Source organism: Streptosporangium sp. CA-115845 (genome assembly GCF_050943795.1).
In the GTDB taxonomy this organism is placed as follows: domain Bacteria; phylum Actinomycetota; class Actinomycetes; order Streptosporangiales; family Streptosporangiaceae; genus Streptosporangium.
In genome coordinates, this window is the sequence record NZ_CP191988.1 from 325,908 (window position 1) to 343,760 (window position 17,853).

Annotated in this window: 16 protein-coding genes; 11 read left to right on the forward strand and 5 right to left on the reverse strand. The window is 70.6% G+C overall.

All coding sequences use genetic code 11. The features are described 5' to 3' along the window. Positions 1-5: 5 nt before the first annotated feature. The 5 genes from ureC (at position 6) to ACQP0P_RS03560 (ending at position 5,190) form a co-directional block, all read left to right on the forward strand. The gene (gene ureC / locus ACQP0P_RS03540; RefSeq protein ID WP_433370780.1) at positions 6-1,727 is read left to right on the forward strand and encodes an urease subunit alpha; all 1,722 of its coding nucleotides are present in this window, start codon (positions 6-8) and stop codon (positions 1,725-1,727) included. After that, positions 1,727-2,425, forward strand: coding sequence for an urease accessory protein UreF (locus ACQP0P_RS03545; protein ID WP_433370783.1), 699 nt, complete (start codon positions 1,727-1,729; stop codon positions 2,423-2,425). The genes ureC and ACQP0P_RS03545 overlap by 1 nt, the downstream gene beginning before the upstream one ends. Positions 2,426-2,436: 11 nt before the next feature. Then, positions 2,437-3,072, forward strand: a complete 636-nt coding sequence (gene ureG / locus ACQP0P_RS03550; RefSeq protein WP_433370786.1) for an urease accessory protein UreG — start codon at positions 2,437-2,439, stop codon at positions 3,070-3,072. Beyond that, the gene (locus ACQP0P_RS03555) at positions 3,054-3,998 is read left to right on the forward strand and encodes an urease accessory protein UreD (RefSeq protein WP_433370789.1); all 945 of its coding nucleotides are present in this window, start codon (positions 3,054-3,056) and stop codon (positions 3,996-3,998) included. The genes ureG and ACQP0P_RS03555 overlap by 19 nt, the downstream gene beginning before the upstream one ends. A gap of 82 nt (positions 3,999-4,080) precedes the next feature. Then, positions 4,081-5,190, forward strand: coding sequence for an acyltransferase family protein (locus ACQP0P_RS03560; protein ID WP_433370792.1), 1,110 nt, complete (start codon positions 4,081-4,083; stop codon positions 5,188-5,190). 46 nt (positions 5,191-5,236) lie between these two features. Here the strand turns inward: ACQP0P_RS03560 and ACQP0P_RS03565 are convergent, their stop codons facing one another. Continuing rightward, complete coding sequence (locus tag ACQP0P_RS03565) at positions 5,237-5,665, reverse strand: VOC family protein (RefSeq protein ID WP_350923153.1); 429 nt, start codon at positions 5,663-5,665, stop codon at positions 5,237-5,239. An 81-nt stretch (positions 5,666-5,746) separates the two neighbouring features. On the opposite strand from ACQP0P_RS03565, the gene ACQP0P_RS03570 reads away from it, so the two are divergent. From ACQP0P_RS03570 to ACQP0P_RS03580, 3 genes are all read left to right on the forward strand, one after another. Beyond that, complete coding sequence (locus ACQP0P_RS03570; RefSeq protein ID WP_433370796.1) at positions 5,747-6,331, forward strand: TetR/AcrR family transcriptional regulator; 585 nt, start codon at positions 5,747-5,749, stop codon at positions 6,329-6,331. 90 nt (positions 6,332-6,421) lie between these two features. Beyond that, positions 6,422-7,420 carry a sensor histidine kinase gene (locus ACQP0P_RS03575; protein ID WP_433370799.1) on the forward strand — a complete coding sequence of 333 codons (999 nt, stop codon included), beginning with the start codon at positions 6,422-6,424 and terminating at the stop codon, positions 7,418-7,420. A 115-nt stretch (positions 7,421-7,535) separates the two neighbouring features. Continuing rightward, on the forward strand, positions 7,536-8,141 hold the full coding sequence (locus tag ACQP0P_RS03580; protein ID WP_433381662.1) for a response regulator: 606 nt from the start codon (positions 7,536-7,538) through the stop codon (positions 8,139-8,141). Here the strand turns inward: ACQP0P_RS03580 and secY are convergent. The 3 genes from secY to ACQP0P_RS03595 all read right to left on the reverse strand — a co-directional run bounded on the left by secY (position 8,116) and on the right by ACQP0P_RS03595 (position 10,535). Beyond that, positions 8,116-9,429: a preprotein translocase subunit SecY gene (gene secY / locus ACQP0P_RS03585; protein ID WP_433370801.1), complete on the reverse strand. Its 1,314-nt coding sequence runs from the start codon at positions 9,427-9,429 to the stop codon at positions 8,116-8,118. The genes ACQP0P_RS03580 and secY overlap by 26 nt on opposite strands. 198 nt (positions 9,430-9,627) lie before the next feature. Next, positions 9,628-9,900, reverse strand: a complete 273-nt coding sequence (locus tag ACQP0P_RS03590; protein WP_433370804.1) for a hypothetical protein — start codon at positions 9,898-9,900, stop codon at positions 9,628-9,630. Further along, positions 9,897-10,535, reverse strand: a complete 639-nt coding sequence (locus ACQP0P_RS03595; protein WP_433370807.1) for an HNH endonuclease family protein — start codon at positions 10,533-10,535, stop codon at positions 9,897-9,899. Before ACQP0P_RS03595 ends, ACQP0P_RS03590 begins: the two co-directional genes overlap by 4 nt. A gap of 288 nt (positions 10,536-10,823) precedes the next feature. On the opposite strand from ACQP0P_RS03595, the gene ACQP0P_RS03600 reads away from it, so the two are divergent. Further along, the gene (locus ACQP0P_RS03600) at positions 10,824-11,279 is read left to right on the forward strand and encodes a hypothetical protein (protein WP_433370809.1); all 456 of its coding nucleotides are present in this window, start codon (positions 10,824-10,826) and stop codon (positions 11,277-11,279) included. 645 nt (positions 11,280-11,924) lie between these two features. Here ACQP0P_RS03600 and ACQP0P_RS03605 read toward each other — a convergent pair. Further along, positions 11,925-12,452 (reverse strand): signal peptidase II, encoded by a 528-nt coding sequence (locus ACQP0P_RS03605; RefSeq protein WP_433370812.1) that lies wholly within the window; start codon positions 12,450-12,452, stop codon positions 11,925-11,927. A gap of 407 nt (positions 12,453-12,859) precedes the next feature. Here ACQP0P_RS03605 and ACQP0P_RS03610 point away from each other — a divergent pair, with 407 nt between their 5' ends. Continuing rightward, the gene (locus ACQP0P_RS03610) at positions 12,860-13,390 is read left to right on the forward strand and encodes a COG4315 family predicted lipoprotein (RefSeq protein WP_433370815.1); all 531 of its coding nucleotides are present in this window, start codon (positions 12,860-12,862) and stop codon (positions 13,388-13,390) included. 759 nt (positions 13,391-14,149) lie between these two features. Then, positions 14,150-17,836: a hypothetical protein gene (locus ACQP0P_RS03615; protein WP_433370818.1), complete on the forward strand. Its 3,687-nt coding sequence runs from the start codon at positions 14,150-14,152 to the stop codon at positions 17,834-17,836. Positions 17,837-17,853: the final 17 nt, after the last annotated feature.

Genomic DNA, 17,853 nt, shown 5'->3' on the forward strand with positions numbered 1-17,853 from the left:
TCCCGATGACCACGATCAGTCGTAAGCAGTACGCGACCATGTACGGCCCCACGGTGGGTGACCGGATCCGCCTCGGGGACACCAACCTCGTCGTCGAGGTGGAGAAGGACCACACCGAGGGGCACTACGGGGACGAGGCGCAGTACGGGGGCGGCAAGACGGCCCGCGACGGGATGTCGGCCGACCCCGCCTCGCGGAACGCCACGGCCGCCCTGGACGTGGTGATCACCAACGCGGTGGTCATCGACCCGATCCTGGGCATCGTCAAGGGCGACATCGGTATCAAGAACGGCAGGATCGCCGGGATCGGCAAGGCGGGCAACCCGCATACCCAGAACGGGGTCGACCGGCGGCTCGTCATCGGCGCGGGCACCGAGGTGATCTCCGGCGAGAACCTCATCGCCACCGCCGGCGCGATCGACACCCACGTCCACTTCGTCTCCCCGCAGCAGGCGCAGAACGCGCTGAGCAACGGGATCACCACCCTGGTCGGCGGGGGAACCGGTCCCGCCGACGGCACCCGTGGCACCACCTGCACCCCGGGACCGTGGAACATCGCCCGCATCCTGCAGGCGTACGAGGGCATCCCGATCAACATCGGGGTGTACGGAAAGGGGAACAGCAGCCTGCCGGGTTCCCTGGAGGAGCAGATCCGGGCGGGCGCCTGCGGGCTGAAGGTGCACGAGGACTGGGGGACCACGCCCGCCGTCATCGACTGCTCGCTGTCCGTCGCCGACGAGTACGACATCCAGGTGACCATCCACACCGACACGCTGAACGAGGCCGGGTTCGTCGAGGACACCATCAGCGCGATCAACGGCCGCGCGATCCACACGTACCACTCCGAGGGCGCGGGCGGCGGGCACGCCCCCGACATCCTGCGGGTGACCGGGGAGCCCAACGTGCTGCCGGCCTCCACGAACCCGACGCTGCCCTACACCGCCAACTCGGTGGACGAGCTGCTGGACATGACGATGGTCTGCCACCACCTCAGCTACGACGTCCCCGAGGACGTGGCGTTCGCGGAGAGCCGGGTGCGCGCCGAGACCATCTCCGCCGAGACCGTCCTGCACGACCTGGGCATCATCAGCATGGTCGGGTCGGACTCGCAGGCGATGGGCCGGGTGGGCGAGTCGTTCACCCGTACCTTCCAGATCGCCCACCACTGCAAGGACAAGCGGGGGGCGCTGCCGGAGGACTCCGCGCGCAACGACAACTTCCGGGTGCTGCGCTACCTGGCCAAACTGACCATCAACCCGGCCCGCACCTGCGGGATGGCCGACACGATCGGCTCGCTGGAGGACGGGAAGCTGGCCGACATCGTGCTCTGGCAGGTGCACTCCTTCGCGGCCAAGCCCTACCTGGTCGTCAAGGGCGGCATGATCAGCTGGGCCCAGATGGGCGACCCGAACGCGTCCCTGCCGACGCCGCAGCCGATCTACTACCGGCCGATGTACGGCGCCTTCGGCACCGCGTTGAAGGAGACCTGCGTCACCTTCATGTCGCAGGCCGGGATCGACGCGGGCGTGCCCGAGCGGCTCGGCCTGGAGCGGATCATCCGGGGCGTACGCCAGTGCCGGACCGTCGACAAGCGTCACATGCTGCGCAACTCGACGCTGGCCGACATCATGGTCGATCCGGAGACCTACCAGGTCTCGGTGAACGGCAAGACGGTCAGCATCGAGCCGGCCGCCAAGCTGCCGCTGAACCGGCTCTACTTCATCTGATGAGCCTGACCGGCCTGGGCCCGCTGCTCGCCCAGTTGCAGCTCACCGACTCCGGCTTCCCGAGCGGGCTGTACACGCTCTCGCACGGGCTGGAGGGGTACGTCCAGCTCGGGGCGACCGGATCGGCGGACCTGCGTGGCCTGCTGACCGATCTGCTGTACAACTCGGTGGGGCCGGGGGACGCGACGGCCCTGGTGCTGGCGCACCGCGCCGTCGGAGCGGGCGACTGGGACCGGCTGGTCGAGGTCGACCAGCGGCTGCACGCGATCAAACTCAACCGCGAGCAGCGCTCCGCCTCGGTCAGGACCGGCCGGCAGGTCCTCGACACGGCGGTGTGGGCGTTCGCCTCGCCGGAGGCGGCCCGGCTGGCGGCCCTGGTGGCGGAGAGGGCCGTGCCGGGCAACCACGCGGTCGTGGTCGGCGTGATCCACGCGGGCATGGGCGTGCCCGTCGCGCACGCGGTGGCCGGTGACCTGTACGCCTTCGCCGCGGGCTGGACGGCGGCGGCGGTGCGGCTGGGCCGCACCGACTTCCGCCGGGCCCAGCGGATCCTGGGCGAGGTCCGGCCGGACCTCGCCCGGGTCGCGCGGGCGGCGCTCGCCGCCGAGGACCCCATGGACCTGAACGGCTCGGTACCCGTCGCCGACACGGTCTCGGCCGCGCACGAGCGAGCGGCGGCCCGTCTGTTCATCACCTGAAAGGGCACGAGATGGAACCGCGGAAGGTGTTCAAGGTCGGTATCGGGGGGCCCGTCGGATCCGGCAAGACGGCCCTGATCGAGATGCTGGTCCCCATCCTGATCGCCAGGGGGCACAGCCCCGGCGTGATCACCAACGACATCTACACGCAGGAGGACGCCGAACACGTCCGCCGCACGATGGCCGGGATGCTCGACTCCGAGCGGATCGTCGGGGTCGAGACGGGGTCCTGCCCGCACACCGCGGTCCGTGACGACCCGAGCATGAACCTGGCGGCGGCGGCCGAGCTGCTCGACCGGTTCCCCGACATCGACATGCTGCTGTTCGAGAGCGGCGGCGACAACCTGACGCTCACCTTCAGCCCGGTGCTCGCCGACGTCTACATCTTCGTCCTGGACACCGCCGCGGGTGACAAGATGCCGCGCAAGCGCGGCCCGGGCACCACGGACTCCGACCTGCTGGTCATCAACAAGATCGACATCGCCCGGTACGTGCGCACCGACCTGTCGGTGATGGAACGGGACGCGCACACGGTGCGCGGGGCGGGGCCGGTCGTGCTGACCGACTGCCTGGCCGGCACCGGTGTCACCGAGGTCGCCGACTTCATCGAGGCGCGGCTGGAGGCGATGTGCGCCCCGGGGCGGTGATCGACCATCTGGCCCCGGAGCGCTACCAGCCGGGGTGGCTGCCGGGCTCGGTGGCGCGCCATGCCGCCGACCTGGACATGCTGCCGGTCGGCAGCCCCGGCAAGGTCGGGATCCTGCATCTGGCGTTCGAGCGGGTCGGCGGGCGGACCGAGCTGACCGGTCACTATCAGAAGACACCGCTGCAGATCGCCCGCCCGCTGTACTACGACCCCGAGCGCCCGGACATGCCGTACCTCATGTTCATGTCGTCCGGCGGCGGCGTTCTCCAGGGCGACCGCTACCGCATCGACGTCTCCTGCGGCGAGGGCTCGTCCGTCCACCTGACCACCCAGGCCGCCACCCGGATCTACCGGATGGAACAGGACTACGCCACCCAGCTCGTCAACCTCACCGCGGGGCCGGGCGGCTACCTGGAGTACCTGCCGGACACCACGATCCCGTTCGCCGGCTCGCGGTACTACCAGCGGCTCCGTGTCACCGTCGCGGCGGACGCGACGGTGGTGCTGGGCGAGACGCTGATGGCGGGCAGGCTGGCGCGGGGGGAGCGGCACGCGTACACGGCGTACTGCAGCGACGTCGAGGTGCGTGACACCTCGGCACGGCTGCTCTTCGCCGACCCGCTCCGCCTGGTGCCGGGGGAACGGCCGGTGACCGGACCCGCGGTGATGGCCGGATTCGGACTGCTGTCCTCCCTGTACGTCGTCACCGCCGCGCAGCCCGCGCAGGTCGTGGCCGACACGATGCACGCGGTGCTCGCCGGCACCGGGCTGCGGGCCGGTGCCAGCGTCCTGCCCGGGGACCGGGGCGCCTGGGCCCGCATCCTCGGGGACAGGTCTCCCGAGGTCGAGGCGGCTCTCCACCGGACCTGGAACGCCGTCCGCGAGCTGCTCCTGGGAGTGCCCGCGCCGGACCGCCGCAAGCAGTGACGCCCGTCCCCGGAGAGGCGGTGTTGACACCGCGGACCGGGCGGCACCCGAGAACTAGTTTCTATCCCCTAAAGTCGGGCGAATGGCCCCGACTCCCTCCCGGCTGGCCTGGCTGGACGCCCTGCGGGGACCCGCCGCGCTGGCCGTCGTGCTGCACCACTCCGGGTGGACCTTCATCCCGGACCTCTGGGCCGAGGTGGACCGCAGGATCGACGTCGGCACCTGGGGCGTCTTCGTGTTCTTCCTGGTCAGCGGCTATATCATCCCCGCCTCCCTGGAGCGGCGCGGCGACCCGCGGGTCTTCTGGACCGGACGGGCATTCCGCCTCCTGCCCCTGCTGCTCGCCGCCCTCGGCCTGGCGCTCCTGCTCGCCCACGCCGGTGCGTTCGCCCTCCACCCGGGCGTGAGCGCCCGCCCGGCGCCGCTCGTCGCCCTGGGAAACCTGACGATGCTGCAGGAACTGCTCGGCGTGCCCGCCGTCATCGACGTGATGTGGACGCTCTCCTACGAGATGGCGTTCTACCTGATGGCTGTCGGGCTGTTCACCGTGCGGCAGGCGCACCGGTCGGCGGCGGTCGCGATCGTCCTTGCGGTGTCGGCGGTACCTCTCGGACTCCTGCTGCCCCGTCCGGTCATCGGTGGCCGCGCCGACCTGGTCGCCGCGCTCCTCGGCGTCGCGGTCGTCGTGGTCATCGTGGTGTCGGCGGCCGCGCGCGGCGGGGCGCGCACGGCCGCCGCGGTGACGGGTGGCCTGCTCGGGCTGGCGCTGGTGGTCCTGGGCAGCAGGATCGGTGCCTGGCAGGGCCTGATCGTGCCGGCCATGATGTTCGCCGGTACGGCCGTCTACCGTGCCGAGCAGGGGACGATCCGATGGCCCGTCGCCATCGCCGCCGTGCTGACGGTCCTGGCCTGCGGGGCCCTCGCCAAGGACGATCCCGGTTGGGCCCCCGCGCTTCTGCTGGCCGCCGCCTTCTTCGGCGGCGCGTTCGCGCTGCGGCACAGGTCGTTCCCCCGGTGGCTCGCCCACCTCGGGGTGATCAGCTTCTCCCTCTACCTGCTCCACCCGCTCCTGCTGCGGGTGAGCCCGAACCTTCCGATCTTCTTCCTCGTGCTGCTGCCGCTCTGCTACCTGACCCACCGGCTGATCGAGGCCCCGGCCCAGCGCCTCGGCAGGCGGCTGGGCCGGGGCTGAACCGCCTGCTCCTCGGAGAGACCGGAACAGCCGGAGCCGCGCCGGGTCACGGAGCGGCGTACTGTCCGGCGTAGGCGGCGGACGGCTCGGTCGGGGTGATCACGTCGATGAGCACGCCGTCGGGCGCGGCCACGATGAAGTGCCGCTGCCCGAACTCCTCGGTACGCAGTGTCAGCTCGACCGGGAGCCCCGCCCGTCGTACCAGCCTGTCGTGCTCGGCGTCGACGTCGGCCACCTCGAAGTTGAGGATCAGTCCGCGCACCGCCGAGCGGTACTTCTCCGGCACGGTCGGATGGTCGTGGTCGACGAGCGCCAGCTCGTAGTACGGCGGCTCCGGCCGTCGCAGGCTCACGTACCAGTCCGCCTCGAACACCGTCTCGAAGCCGAAGAACCGCTGGTAGAAGTCACGGGACTCGGTGATCCGATCGGTGCAGACGACCGGGTAGAAGCTGGTGAGGGACTTGGTGAGGGACACGGCCCCCTCCTTTCGACATATTCACATACCGTCGGTATGTGAGGTTAACATACCATCGGTATGCCAATGATGGAGGCCGCGATGGATCGGATACAGCAACGACTGGAGACCAGGCGCACACTGGTGACGGAGGCCAGGACGCTGTTCGCGCGGCACGGGTACGCCGCGGTGAGCCTGGCGCAGATCGTCGGGGCGGCGGCCGTGACCAAGGGCGCGCTCTACCACCACTTCGACAGCAAGGCCGCCCTCTTCCACGCGGTCGTCGAGCAGGTGCAGCGGGAGGTGGGCGAGCGGGTCTCGGCGGCGGCGGACGCGCACGACGACCCGTGGGAGCAGCTGGTCGCGGGATGCCGGGCCTTCCTCGCGGTGAGCCGCGACCCCGACATACAGCGGATCATGCTCGTCGACGGCCCCGCGGTGCTCGGCTGGAACGAGTGGCGGGCCATGGACGAGGCGTCCTCGGCGCGGCACCTCACCGAGGCGCTCGTCACGCTGATCGAGGCGGGGGTCATCGCCCGCCGGCCCGTGCAGCCGTTGGCCCGGCTGCTGTCCGGTGCGATGAACGAGGCGGCCCTGTGGCTGGCCCGCTCGACGGATCCCGGCGATCTCCCAGCCGTCACCGAGGAGCTGTCGCGCCTGCTGGAATCCCTGCGAGACCGCCGGTAGGCGGTCAGGGCACGCTCACCTCCGGGGCCGGACGGGATCGCCCGGCACTGGCTAGGATCGGTTCACCCGAGTCTGTTCTGATGGAGGACGGTGACTGAGCCCACGCATCCGGACGGTCGTCCGCACGCCTCCCTCGCGGCGGCCGCGGTGGCGCTTTCCCGCCTGGGCCGGGTCCGTGACCTGCCGGTCATCCTCATGCTGGCCTGGGTGGGCTGGCTGGCCATCCCGTGGCCGTCCAGCGGTCTCGTCCAGGCCCGCAGCGCGGCCAGTCAACCCCCGGACGCGGGTGTCGCGGCCAGGTTCTCCGGCGCGGGTGTCCCGGCGGGCCAGGTCCTCGACGCGGAGACTTCGCGCGACCGGATCACGGGCACGGATGTCCCGGCGAGCTGGGGTCTGACCGCGGCGCCGGTCCGTCCGGCGCTGCTGGTGAAAACGGTCACCGAGCCGGCCGGCGAGACGGCGCGGGTGTCGACGAGCGCACCGGAGCTGATCGCCGCGGAGCGGGCGCGCATCGCGGGCGAGGTGCACGACGCCGCCGGGCACGGCCTCGCGACCATCGCCATGCAGGCCGGGGTCGCCCTGCTCATGCTCGACGAGCGGCCCGACCAGGTTCGCGAGTCGCTGGAGGCGATCCGCTCGACCAGCGTGCGGGCGCTCAACCAGCTCCGCTCCGCGCTCGACCTCATCGACCCGGTGGCCGCCGACCACGACCTGCTCCGGCTGATCGACGGAGTGCGCGCGGCGGGGCTGCCCGTCGACGTCGAACCGGCCGAGCCGAGCGTTCCCTCGCACCTCGAAGGCACGGTCTATCGCGTCGTGCGCGAGTCGTTGACCAACGTCCTGCGCCACGCCGGCCCGACCAGAGCCCTGGTCCGGGTCTCCGGCGACCCGGGCCGGTTCGTTCTGGAGGTCGCGGACAGGGGGAGCGGCCGTGCCGGAACGGACGAGGGCCGGGGGCTGGCCGGGATGCGGGCCCGGGTGACGGAGGCCGGTGGCGCCTTCAGCGCGGGCCCTCGCGAGGGCGGCGGGTTCCAGGTCGTGGCCTGCTTTCCCCGCGCACCGCACGAGGCTCCCCCGGACATCGCGTGAAGCCGGAGAGCCCCACGACCGACGCCCCGCGGTGGCCGACGTCGCAGGACACCGCGTGACTTCTCCGGCGGGCACGATCCGCGTGGCGCTCGCCGATGATCAGGCCGTCGTGCGCATGGGGCTCAGGGCGCTCATCGACAGGGAGCCCGACCTGGAGTTCGCCGGTGAGGCCGCGGACGGCGCCGCGGCTCTCCGGCTGCTCGGTGACACCCGTCCCGACGTCCTCCTCCTCGACATCCGGATGCCCGGCATGGACGGCATCGACACGCTGCGTGCCATCGCCGCCGATCCCGCGCTCACCACCACCCGGGTGGTCGTCGTCACCACCTTCGAGGTCGACCGGTACATCTTCGCCGCCCTCCAGGCCGGGGCCAGCGGATTCGTTCTCAAGGACAGCGCTCCCGAGGAGCTCACCCACGCGATCAGGGTCGTCGCCTCGGGCGAGGCCCTGCTCTCCCCGTCCGTCACCAGGAAGGTGATCGGGCTGTTCGGCCGGCACGACATCACCCCAGTCGAGGGCCTCGACACCCTCACTCCCCGGGAGCGGGAGATGGTCGCCTGGGTCGCCACCGGCCGATCGAACGACGAGATCGCCGCGGAGCTGGTCATCAGCCCCGAGACGGTTCGCACCCACGTCAGCCGTGCCATGGTCAAGTTGCACGCCCGCGACCGCGCCCAGCTGGTCGTCTTCGCGGTCAGATCCGGGTTGACGATCCCCTGAGAAAGCCCCGGTAGTCGCGCTGCTCCAGCTGCGCCTCGATCTGCTTCACGGTGTCCAGGCCCACCCCGACCATGATGAGGACCGCGGTTCCGCCGAACGGGAAGTTCTGCTGGGTCGCCGGATCGCGCAGCAGCATGAACGCGATGATCGGGATCAGCGACAGCGTGCCGAGATAGGCCGCTCCCGGGGCCGTCAGCCGCGAGAGCACGAACCGTAGGTACTCCGCGGTGGGGCGTCCGGGCCGGATGCCGGGCACGAACCCGCCGAACCGCTTCATGGTGTCGGCCACCTCCGCGGGATCGAAGGTGATCGACACGTAGAAGTAGGTGAAGGCCACGATCAGCACCAGGTACGTCGTCACATAGACCGGGTGGTCGCCCGAGACGAGATAGCGCGCGATCCACGCCGCGACCGGTCCCGTGCCGCCCATCAGCTGCATCGCCAGCTGCGGCAGGAGGAGCAGGGACGAGGTGAAGATGACGGGGACGATCCCGGCCTGGTTGACCTTCAGCGGAAGGTAGGTCGAGGTTCCGCCGTACATCCTGCGCCCGACCAGCCGCTTGGCGTACTGCACCGGGATCCGTCGCTGCGCCTGCTCCATGAAGATCACCGACGCCACCAGGAAGACGCCCGCGACCAGCATCGTCGCCAGGGCGAACGGGCTGAGCAGGAAGATGTTCGACATGTAGGCGGGGAACACGGCGATGACCTGCGTGAAGATCAGGATGGACATGCCGTTCCCGATCCCCCGGTCGGTGATCAGTTCGCCCAGCCACATGATCACGCACGTCCCGGCCACCAGGGTGACCACGATCACCGCGATCGTCATCGGGCTCCGGTCGTGCAGTATCTGCCGGTCACAGCCGGGAAAGATCCGGCCCGCGCGAGCCAGCGACACGACGGTGGCGGCGTTGAGCACGGCCAGCGCCACCGTCAGATACCTCGTGTACTGGGTGATCCTCGCCTGCCCCTGACGCCCCTCCTTCCTGAGCGTCTCCAGACGCGGGATCATCACGGTGAGCAACTGGACCACGATGCCGGCGGTGACGTACGGCATGATCCCGAGGGCGAACACCGACAGTTTCAGCATCGCCCCGCCGCTGAACAGCTGCAACATGTCGATGAGCCCGCCGCGGGTCGTGTTCAGGCACTCCCGCACCGCGACCACGTTCACGCCGGGCGCGGGCAGGATCTGCCCGAACCGGAACAGCGTGATCATCGCCAGAGTGAAGAGCATCTTCTTCCGGAGGTCGGGCACGCGGAAGGCACGAATGAGCATGGTCGGCATGCGCAGAGTCTGGGCGCGCGGCCGCGCCGGGACATCCGCTCACCCGAGGCTTCACCGTACGCAGATCCGCGTACCCGCTCATCGGCGCCTGGACGACCCCGGGCCGATCACGACCAGGAGCACCGCCCGGGCCGGCCTCGTACGCGCGAGAAATGCCCCGCTCCCCGTCGGCCGGAGAGCGGGGCATCGACGGTGGTGTCAGCCGGTCGCCTGGGCGACGCCTTCGGGCGCGCCGTGCCGGATCATCGCCACCACCGCCTCATGGATTCCCTCGCCGCTGCCCACCGAGACGGGGAGCGGGCTGCCCGTGGCGACGTACCACTCCTCCGCGCCGGTGTACTGCACGCGGACGGCGGCCTGGCCGCCGGCGATCTCGGTGACCACGGTGAGGTCTCCGGTGACGGTTCCCACCTCCTCGGTCATCACCCCACCGGGACCGGTGGTCACCTCGGACCGGTACCGCTCGTTCATTCCGCGTCGCAGGTGTCGAGCATGCTCTCCAGTGCCGCCCGCTCGGCGTCGGTCACGGTGAGGCCGTAGTCGAACTTCACGTCGGTCCAGGCACGCGCGTAGGTGCACCAGTAACTCACCAGCGGCGGGCGCCACTGGTCGGGGCTCTGGTCGCCCTTGCTCCTGTTCGACGCGGCGGAAACGCCGATGAGCTGGGAGTTCTTCAGGTCGTTCGCGAACTCGCCCCGCTTCTCCGTGGTCCAGCCGTCGGCGCCGGAGCGCCACGCGTTGGCCAGGGGGACCATGTGGTCGATGTCGACCTGGCTCGCGGAGGCGATCATCCTCCCGTCGTAGGCCGACCTCCAGGCGCCGGAGATGGCCCGGCACCGGCCGTCCTGGAAGACGAGCGAGCCCTCCCTGGCGAGGACCTTCTCGCGCGTGTTGCAGGCGCCGCCCTGAGCGGACCAGTGCGGGAACCTGGCGCGGGAGTAGCCGGTCATCGGGCGCGGCTCCGCCGTCTTCAACTGGTCGAGTTCGGCTCGGGCGACGGTGACGGACGGCGGCTCGGGAAGAGCGGCCGGTGCCGTCGCGGCGATGGCGGGCAGGGACAGGACGAGGGCGGACACCGCGGCGCCCGTCAGCATGAGGATCTTCACGCGCCAGCACCGTAATGATCGATACCGTCGTCCGGCTGCTCCAGCGCACCCTCATGGAGATCCCTGCCGGAGCGATGACGTGATCATGACTCGGGTGGCGCCGGCATCGAGGTTCGATTCCGGATCGCCGCGGCGCGGGTCCCTCGGCCGTCATGGAAGGGGGGAATGCGTAATAGTGCACTCTCGGGGATGAGTGTGGATTCGTACGCAGAAGGGTTCTTCGTAGCTTTCTAACGTCTGTGGTGTCCGAACGACACGTCTCCACACCGCACTCACGGGAGCATGAACATGAGCACGAAGCGCGCACTTCTCGCCGGAGCGGCCCTGGCCGGTTCGCTGCTGGCCGGTGTGGCCGTGGCCCCGGCGGCGACGGCCTCGACCGCCCCGCAGCAGGCACAGACCTCCAGCAAGCACTTCTTCGGCCCCTACTACTCCGGCTTCGGCCAAGGCGAGGACTTCGGGCACCGGTCCTACTTCAAGGGCTACTGGACCAAGGAGGGCGGCCGCTACTGGTTCTACGGCGACCTGTTCGACCGCGACCGCGACCGCTCCTACAGCTACGTGTGGTTCAAGTGGCACGACCGGTTCGGTTCGCACACCAAGGTCTTCAAGACCCTCGGTCACGGTGACATCGACCGGTTCGGCGGGTTCAAGGGGAGCAGCGGCTTCGACGACTTCAAGGTCCGGGTGTGCGAGGGCACCGACAAGTTCGACGACTGCGGTCGTTGGGGCGACGCCTTCTGACCTGATGGGCGTCTCCTCACACGGGGGTGCACGGGGCCCGGTTGACGATCGATCGGGCCTCATCGGGCCGCCGGCCCGCCGCCGCTCCGGCGTCCAGTAGAGGATGTGCTTGTGATCCGCAGGCGCCTCACAACCGGGTTCCTTCACGCTTGGCCTCCAGGAGAGGCGGAGACGGTGAGGGAACGGATGCGGGTTTCGGGGCGCGCTGCCATGTGCCTGCTGGTGGCATCCCTGTGCGAGCTGGTGGTCGCGGGAGTCAGTCTCGTCGTCAGAGGAGAGCTGGAGTGGGAGGAGGAAAGGGTCGTCGATGGACCGAGCCTCTACGGTGGGCTCGCGCTGAGCAAGGTCGAGGTCTTCCTGTGGGGCCATGCCGTGGCCGGGGTGATCACGCTGGCCCTGGCGGCTCTGGCGTGGCGGCGGGGCGGGACCGAGGGGGTGCGGGCCGTCATGGGAACAGGTCTCGTCCCGTACGCAGTGTTCTGGTGGTATTTCTGGTTCCTGTCGATTTTCAGAGCCAACGAATTTCTGGGCGGATACTCGTACATGACCTTCGGGCTGACGGGCGCGGCCGGGATTCTCTATCTCGCGGGGACGCTCTTCCTCGCCGAACCGAAGGTTCGCCAGATCGGTCATGGAGGGCGCGGCTCAGGCATGCCCCTTGTCGGCTACGCCCCCGAGGGGGATGTCACGCAGGCTGAGCAGCATGAGCAGGGCGCAGCTTCCGACGAGGGCGATGTCGGCGACGTTGCCGACGAACAGGCCGCCGTAGTCGATGAAGTCGACGACATGCCCCCGGCCGAACCCGGGGGAACGCAGGAGGCGATCAAGCAGGTGGGACGCGGCGCCGCCCAGGAGCCCGCCCAGCGCGGCGGTCCAGGCAGGCGAGCGCAGCCGCCGCCCCACGTACAGGATGCCGATGACCGCGATGGCCGCCGCCAGCGCGAACACCCACGTCGCGTTCACACCGATTGAGAACGCGGCACCGGGGTTGTACAGCAGCCGCAGCTGGATCAGCTCTGGGATCACCGGGATGCGCTCGCCGTCCGAGAGCGCCGAGATCGCCCAGATCTTCGAAGTCTGGTCCGCGAGAAGGACCACTGCGGCCAGCGCGAGCATCCACCCGTACAGCCGCAGCTCTCCCCTCGCCGTCTGCGAACCCCGTCCGACCGGCACCTTTACCTCACAATCTGCGATTTTCTCGCATCGAATCCGGAGAGCGGCCCTGCCCCTGAGCGTCGTGGGCGGGAAGGGTCGTGCTTGAGGAGCGACGTCGGTGTCGCGTGCGGGGTGGGGCAGCGTCTGGTCGGTGAGGTTACCCGCCGATGTGCTCTCGGGCACAGGCGTTGAAGGGGACAGGAGGGCCCGGACCGTGGCGCCGCCTGGAACCTGCTCCGGCACCCGTTCGACGGCGGCTCCCAGCGGTGATGAGGGCCGGGACCTGTCCGGCCGGTTCGCCTCCACTGAGCGAGGTGCCGGCGGTGGGCAAAGGCATGGCCAAACGGTACGTGTCGTGGTCCTGTGCCGGGGGCGCGGAGTGTCTGCTGTGCAGCAGCAGTACACCGCTACCTGGAGGGTCGGAGATGAGGAAGTTGCTCCATGCCGGCGTGCTCGCGCTCGGGGTGTTCGCGGCTGGGTGCGGCGCCGCCGGGGACGGGAGCGCGACCGAGCCGATGGTCGCGAACCAGGTCAACGCGTCGCCCACATCGCCGGGGACCCCCACCTCGTCTTCGCCCTCGACCTCGCCGGCGACCAGGGCCGAGGTCCGGCTGGGAGATACGAAGATCGGAAAGGTGCTGGTCGGCGAGAGGGACCGCACGCTCTACCTCTTCGAGAAGGACAAGGGCGGGAAGTCGTCGTGTTCCGGCCCCTGCGCGCAGGCGTGGCCGCCGTTCCTCACGGATGGAAAGCCCAGAGCGGGCAAGGGCGTCAAGGAGAAGCTGCTCGGCACCACCAAGCGGGATGACGGCACGACCCAGGTGACCTACAACCACCATCCGCTCTACTACTTCATCAAGGACACCACGGCCGGCGAGACGAACGGGCAGGACCTCAACAGTTTCGGCGCAGACTGGTACGCGGTCGGTGCGGACGGGAAGAAGGTACCCGGCTGAGCGCGTCTCGCCCGGATCGGCGACGGGCTGCCCACCCGTCATGACGGGAGGAAGCGGGGCCACCCCGCCCACGGTGCGGAACGCGAAGGATCCGCCACGTTCCGCACCCCCCGGTCGGGGAGGTTGTTTGTCCAGTACACGAGATATGTGCTGGACAAATTGGAAGCCGCTAAACAGGTGGGTAAAGCCCGTCGATGAGACGGCTCGCTGACCGAAGGGACGCCATGTGACATTCTCCCCGGTGTCGAGGCCGGAGATGTAGCCCTGCTCGCATCCGCGTACCTCCTCGACCGCGCCTGCCACAAGCGCCGCGACAGCGGCTGGATGACGTGAGGCGCGCCCGAGCACCGGGACCCGTCTCCGCCTATCTCGGCCCGCAGGCCGAAGTCGGTTCTGGCGGTGCCCGGCCGCCGGCCCTCCGCCGGGGAACGGAGGAGCCGGCGCTTCGCCACCGGATCGCATGAGAGTGATTCCGAAACGGCGGCACGAGAACCCCCGCACCGTTTGCCAAGGGGGCCGGTGCGGGGGTGAGGTGCCCATCGGCGACGTCGTTTTCGATGGGCGCCGATTTCGTCATGTCTACGAGGGATTCTTGCCATTCGCTGGACCGGTACGGCCAGGCATGGTTGCATCTCGCTTGTCCAGAATCGATCTTCGGGAGAAGACGAGCGACGATCGCGTGTCGGCGGGGGCTGAATGGGGCGACCGGAAAGGGCTCTCGATCCCGACGCGAGTCCGCTACAGCGGTTCGCGTCAAAGTTGCGGCAGCTGCGGACCGAGGCCGGGCGGCCGAGTTACCGAGAGCTGTCCCGGCGTGCGCACTACTCGGTGACCGCGCTGTCGGAGGCGGCCGGTGGAGGGATCTTTCCCACGCTCGCGGTCACTCTGGCCTACGTCGAGGCGTGTGGCGGCGATCCCGAGGTCTGGGAGAAGCGGTGGCGGACGCTGGCCGCGGAGTTCGCCTCGGCCGACGCGGCGGAGCGGGCCGACAAGGACGCGGACGCCCCGTACCTGGGACTGGTGACCTTTGATCCCGGTGACGCCGACCGGTTCTTCGGGCGCCGGGAGCTGGTCGGTGAGGTGCGCGCGCGGCTGGAGGACACCTCCCTGCTGGCGGTCTTCGGCCCGTCGGGGAGCGGCAAGTCCTCGCTGCTGCGGGCGGGCCTGCTGCCGGCGCTGTGGGATGGGGCACTGTGGGGGAGTAAGGCGTGGCCGACGCTGCTGCTGACCCCGGGCGAGCATCCGCTGGAGGAGCTCGCGATCGCCATGTCGAACGAGGTGGGGGCCAGCGCCTCGGTGCTCCACGCGGGGCTGCTGGCCGAGCACGGGAGCGCACGCCTCGACATCGGCCAGCTGCTTGAGGGACGGCCGAAATCGGCACGCGTCGTGATAGTGGTCGACCAGTTCGAGGAGGTCTTCACGCTCTGCCGCGACGAGAGGGAGCGGGTGGCCTTTCTCGACTGGCTGCTCACCGCGGCGGACGGTACCGACGACCGGGCGCGGGTGGTGCTGGGGGTCCGCGCGGACTTCTACGCCCGGTGCGCGGAGTACCCGCCGCTGGTGGCCGCGCTGCGCGACCGGCAGCTGCTGATCGGGCCCATGGACGAGGAGGATCTGCGGCAGGTGGTCACGGGACCGGCGGTCCGCGCCGGGCTCAAGGTCGACCGGGCGCTGGTCGAGGCCATCCTCGGCGACTGCCGCCGGGAGCCGGGGGCGTTGCCGCTGCTCTCGCACGCGCTGCTGGAGACGTGGAAGCGGCGCAGGGGCGACGCGATGACGCTGGCCGGGTACCGCGCCGCCGGTGGCATCCAGGGGGCGATCGCGCAGAGCGCCGAGCGGGTCTACGACGAGTCCGGCGACCGGGAGCGCCATCTGGTCAAGAACGTGTTCCTGCGCCTGACCGCACTGGGCGAGGGCACCGAGGACACCCGCCGTCGCGTCGCTCCCGACGAGCTGCTGTCCGGACCGAACGGGACGGCGGTGGCGACCGTGCTGACCAGGCTCACCGAGGCCAGGCTGCTCACCGTCGACGAGGACAGCGTCCAGGTGGCGCACGAGGCGGTCATCCGCTCGTGGCCCAGGCTGCGGGGCTGGCTCGCCGAGGATCGGGAGCTGGTACGCCTGCACCGGCGCCTCACCGAGGCCGCGGCGGAGTGGGAGCAGCACGGGCGTGCGGACGAGCTGCTCTACCGGGGGATACGCCTGACCGCCTGGGACGGTCGCGAGCTCGACCGGATCAACGACTCCGAGCGTGCCTTCCTGGAGGCCGCGCGGGCGCGCGAGGCGCGTGAGCGCGCGGCGGGCAGCAGGCGGGCCCGCCGACTGCTGATCAGCGTGACGGCGGTCGGCATGGTGGTCTGCGCGCTGGCGGTGATGGCCTTCGTCCAGGCGGATCGGGCCAGGTATGAGCAGAATCTCGCCTACTCCCGCCAGCTCGCCGCCGACGCCCGAGGCCAGCTCCAGCTCGACCCCCAGCTCAGCCTGCTGATGGCCCGGCGGGCGTACGAGGTCAGCCCCACCGTCGAGGCCGCCGCGGTTCTGCGACAGGCGGTCGTCGACTCCCGGGTGCGTCTGATCCTGCCCGTCGACGGGGGCAAGGTCTGCGGCGTCGCCTTCTCCCCGGACGGGCGCCTGCTGGCCACGAGCAGCGGTGACGGGACCGTACGGGTGTGGCGGACGACCGGGCAGGGCCTGCCGGCGGGGGACCCGGTCATGTTGCGGGGGCACGAAGGCCAGGCGTGGAGCCCGGTGTTCGGCCCCGACGGGCGTTACCTGGCCACCTCAGGCGTCGACGGCACGGTACGGGTGTGGGATCTGACCGGCGGTGACCGGCCCGCGGTTCTCCCGGGGCACACGGGAGAGGTCTGGAACGTGTCCTTCAGCCCGGACGGGCGGCGCCTGGCCAGTGCCGGAGACGACGGCACGGTACGGGTGTGGAAGGCGGGCGGCGGCGGGTGGGCCGGTGCGTCCTCGGTCGTGCTGCGCGGGCATGAGGGGCGGGCCCTGGGGGTGGCGTTCAGCCCGGACGGCCGGCGCCTGGCCACCGGGGGCGGCGACGGTACGGTGCGGCTCTGGGATCCGGAGGGCAAGGAACGGCCCACCGTGCTTCGCGGGCACGAGAACTCGGTGGAGAACGTGGCGTTCAGCCCGGACGGCAGGCGCCTGGTGAGCGCCAGCACCGACGGCACCGCACGGCTGTGGGACATCCCGGGCGACGACTCCTCCATGGTGCTGCGCGGGCACGACGGCACCGTGGAGGGAGTGGCGTTCAGCCGTGACGGGCGCAGGATCGCCAGCGTGGGCAACGACGGCACGGTCAACGTCTGGAGCGCGGGCGACAGCATCGCCCCCCTGCTGCTGAGCGGTCACCGAGGGAGCGTGTGGAGCGCCGCCTTCAGCCCCGACGGCCGGATGCTGGCCAGCGCGAGCGATGACGGCACCGTGCGGCTCTGGGACGTGACGGCGGTGGGCGACGCCGTCATCATGCGCGGTCACACCGGAGAGGTATGGGACGCGGCGTTCAGCCCGGACGGGCGGCGGGTGGCCGACGCCGGCAGTGACGGCACGGTGCGCATCGGGGATGTCACCGGCAAGGGCGGCACGGTGGTACTGAGTCCCGGTGGCGGGGAGGTGCTCGGCGTGTCCTTCAGCCCGGACGGGCGGCGGGTGGCGAGCGCCACGCGGGACGGTGTGGTCCGGGTCTGGGACGCCTCCGGGCGCGGTGAGCCGGTCGTGCTCCGCGGTCACCACGAGACGGTGTGGAACGTCGCGTTCAGCCCGGACGGGCGGCGGCTGGTCAGCGGGGGCAGTGACGGCACGGTCCGGGTCTGGGACGTCTCGGGGCATGGTGAGCCGCTCGTGCTCCGCGGCCATCGGGGGATAGTCAAGTATGTCGCCTTCAGCCCGGACGGGCGGCGGGTCGCGAGCGCGGGTGAGGACGGCACGGTCCGGGTCTGGGATGTTTCGGGGCATGGTGAGCCGCTCGTGCTCCGCGGCCACCAGGGGTTGGTGTGGAGTGTGTCCTTCAGCCCCGACGGGCGGCGGCTGGCCAGTGGCGGCAGCGACGGTACCGTCCGGGTCTGGGACGTCTCGGGACGCGGTGAGCCGGTGGTGCTCCGCGGCCACCGGGGAATGGTGTGGAGTGTGTCCTTCAGCCCCGACGGGCAGTGGGTGGCCAGCAGTGGCAACGACAACACGGTCAGGATCCAGGCGGCCGCGGGCGAGGGCGAGCCGGTGGTCTTCCACGGTTACGGCGCCTCCGTCGAGAGTGTGGAGTTCGCCCGCGACAGCCGTAACCTCGTCACCGCGCACGGCGACTCCACGGTGCGGGTCTGGCGATGCGACGTGTGCGGCCCGATGGAGGAGGTGCTCCGGCTCGCCGGTGACCGCACCATCCGCGAGCTGACCCCGGACGAGCGCAAGGCGTACCTGCGGACCTCCCGCTGACCGGGGCTCGCGGCCGG